This is a genomic window from Fictibacillus aquaticus (assembly GCF_002245695.1).
GTDB classification, from domain to species: domain Bacteria; phylum Bacillota; class Bacilli; order Bacillales; family Fictibacillaceae; genus Fictibacillus; species Fictibacillus aquaticus.
Map to the genome: position 1 here is coordinate 1 of NZ_NOII01000064.1, position 2,473 is coordinate 2,473.

4 protein-coding genes are annotated in these 2,473 nt (G+C 43.6%); 2 read left to right on the forward strand and 2 right to left on the reverse strand.

Features of this window, described 5'->3' with window-relative positions; translation table 11 throughout:
- Window positions 1-3 precede the first annotated feature (3 nt).
- Window positions 4-273 carry a DUF3055 domain-containing protein gene (locus tag CGZ90_RS19595; RefSeq protein ID WP_094254178.1) on the reverse strand — a complete coding sequence of 90 codons (270 nt, stop codon included), beginning with the start codon at window positions 271-273 and terminating at the stop codon, window positions 4-6.
- 123 nt (window positions 274-396) lie between these two features.
- On the opposite strand from CGZ90_RS19595, the gene CGZ90_RS19600 reads away from it, so the two are divergent.
- Window positions 397-840 carry a DUF86 domain-containing protein gene (locus CGZ90_RS19600; RefSeq protein ID WP_094254179.1) on the forward strand — a complete coding sequence of 148 codons (444 nt, stop codon included), beginning with the start codon at window positions 397-399 and terminating at the stop codon, window positions 838-840.
- Window positions 841-869: 29 nt separating this feature from the next.
- On the forward strand, window positions 870-1,637 hold the full coding sequence (locus CGZ90_RS19605; RefSeq protein ID WP_094254180.1) for a TIGR01457 family HAD-type hydrolase: 768 nt from the start codon (window positions 870-872) through the stop codon (window positions 1,635-1,637).
- A gap of 32 nt (window positions 1,638-1,669) precedes the next feature.
- Here the strand turns inward: CGZ90_RS19605 and CGZ90_RS19610 are convergent, their stop codons facing one another.
- Window positions 1,670-2,167, reverse strand: a complete 498-nt coding sequence (locus tag CGZ90_RS19610) for a phosphatidylglycerophosphatase A family protein (RefSeq protein WP_094254181.1) — start codon at window positions 2,165-2,167, stop codon at window positions 1,670-1,672.
- Window positions 2,168-2,473: the final 306 nt, after the last annotated feature.

Below are 2,473 nucleotides of genomic sequence, written 5' to 3' on the forward strand. Positions count from 1 at the left end.
AAATCAAACCACTTCGTACAAAAACTCCCTAAGCTCTTGAGCATCTTCTTCGTTTAAGTTGAAGGCATGCTCGAGATAGCCTTCTTCTTCAAGATCGTCCGTCCCGATAATCGCGAACCGGTTGCTCAGCATGTTCAGGATCAAAAGCTTGCCGTAATGGCGTCCTGTTTTTACGATTGCTAAGTCAAAACGGGTGTTTTTGCCCATAAAGCTGACAAACCGTGTCTGTGACTGTTCCGTATCATCATATAAAAAGAATTGTTCATTGCTCATGCCCTGTCCCGCCTTTCTGTTTATCCAATTCTTATGATAGCAGACATCAGCCGCTGATTACAGTCACGGAAAAAATTGTGGTAAACTGAAGGTGACAAATAATGAAGAAGATCAGGTGAGATAATGTATTTTGTGGACCGCAAAAAGATCGAACAGCATCTGCAGTATATGGAACAGCTGCTTCAGCATTTTAACGGATTATCCTTATCAGAAGATCACGTCAGCCGTTATGCATTGGAGCGGATTGGCCATTTGCTGATTGAATGCATGATGGATGCAGGAAACAGCATCATTGACGGTTTTATTATGAGAGATCCGGGGAGTTTTGAAGACATCCTCGATATTATGGACGATGAAAAAGTGATCCCGTCACAAGAAGCCGCGTCGTTAAAGCATGTAGTCGCGCTGAGAAAACAGCTTGTACAGGATTATGTGGCGGTTGAACATCAACAGGTACAGGAAGTTATACAAATTAATATGGATGCATTGCAGTCTTTTACTAAGCATGTCCGTGCATATCTTGAAAACGAACTCGGTCCGGTATCGGCTTTTTTACCGGAAAATTGAACCAGGCAGTACATCAGGGAGTGAACATAATGAAGGAATATAAAGGATTTTTGATTGACCTAGACGGTACGATGTATAGAGGGACTGAACGCATAGAGGCAGCCGTCACTTTTGTGAAAAAATTAAAGGAGAATGGGCTTCCTTATTTATTCGTAACCAACAATTCATCCAAGACGAAAAAGCAGGTAGCTGAAGTTCTGGCGGGGTTTGACATTCCTGCAACAGAGGACCACGTTTTTACGACCAGCATGGCAACCGCCAGCTATATCGATCAGCAAAAGAAAAACGCATCTGTATATGTGATCGGCGAGGATGGGATTCAGGAAGCCTTGAAGGAAAAAGGTATGACGTTCAAGGATGAATCGCCAGATTTTGTCGTGATGGGCATCGACCGTTCTGTCAACTATGAAAAGCTCGCAAAAGCTTGTTTGGCCGTCAGGGGAGGCGCCACTTTTATTTCGACAAACGGAGATATCGCCATTCCGACTGAACGCGGTCTTTTGCCGGGCAACGGCTCCCTGACCTCTGTTGTTGCTGTATCCACACAGACAGACCCGATTTTTATTGGAAAGCCTGAACCCATCATTATGGAGATGGCTTTGAAAGAACTTGGGACACCGAAAGAAGAAACTCTCATGATCGGGGACAACTACCAAACAGACATCATGGCAGGGATANNGACAGGACTTCACACACTTCTTGTTCATACCGGTGTTACTCAGCCGCATCACCTAGGAGATATCGAAGTTCATCCCACATATGCTGTAAACAGCCTTGACGAATGGGAAATCAAATAAAAAAGAAAACGCCGCAGATGCGGCGTTTTTAATTATTCTGTGTTCGCTGCCCGGTGAGCGAGCCTGCTCGATGCTGCAGCGGCGATCGCCCCAACGATATCATCTAAGAAAGTGTGGACTTTACCTGTAGACTTATCATTCAGCTTCTCCAAAATTCCTGGCTTCTGCTTATCGATATAGCCGTAATTCGTGAAACCGATGGAACCGTATATGTTGACGATACTTAACGCGATGATTTCATCTATGCCGTACAAACTTTCGTCTTTTTCAAGAATTTCCTGAAGAGGGCCTTCCAGTTTCTTTTCTTCTGCAAGAATATCGAGAGCGATGCCAGTAAGGATCGCGTTCTGCACTTCCCGTTTGGCGATAACGCGCTCCACATTATGCAAACACACATCCACTTTTAATTCAGGGTGATATGGGACTTGAAGGAAGTATACGAGTTCTGCGATATCCTTTAATGTTACGCCTCTTTCCATCAAAAGCCGCCTTGCTGCTTCTTCTACATTTCCTACTTTTTTATCCGGCATATATAATCTCCTTTTTCGCCCATCTTTAGTTTTTATAGTATATGTTCAACACATGAAGTTATGAATTTAAGACAAATGACTAACAAGACAAGAATAGGAAGCATATGATGCAATAGACGCTCTCATGGGCATCTGTTCATGTGTGCGAAAGATGAAAATGGTGGTGGATGCCATGTTTGAAAGAGATATATATCATAATTATCAGCTTGTCTGTGAAGGAAAGAAAATGGACCGCGGCTTCAAGACATTCTGGTGCAGGGGAGAAAGGTACATTGTTGTGCCTCAGCGGAACCTGTCATATGAGGA

Excerpts from the sequence above, each read along its gene's own strand:
- CGZ90_RS19595 (WP_094254178.1), bottom strand. The coding sequence starts at position 273 with ATGAGCAATGAACAATTCTTTTTATATGATGATACGGAACAGTCACAG.
- CGZ90_RS19600 (WP_094254179.1), top strand. The coding sequence starts at position 397 with ATGTATTTTGTGGACCGCAAAAAGATCGAACAGCATCTGCAGTATATG.
- CGZ90_RS19610 (WP_094254181.1), bottom strand. The coding sequence starts at position 2,167 with ATGCCGGATAAAAAAGTAGGAAATGTAGAAGAAGCAGCAAGGCGGCTT.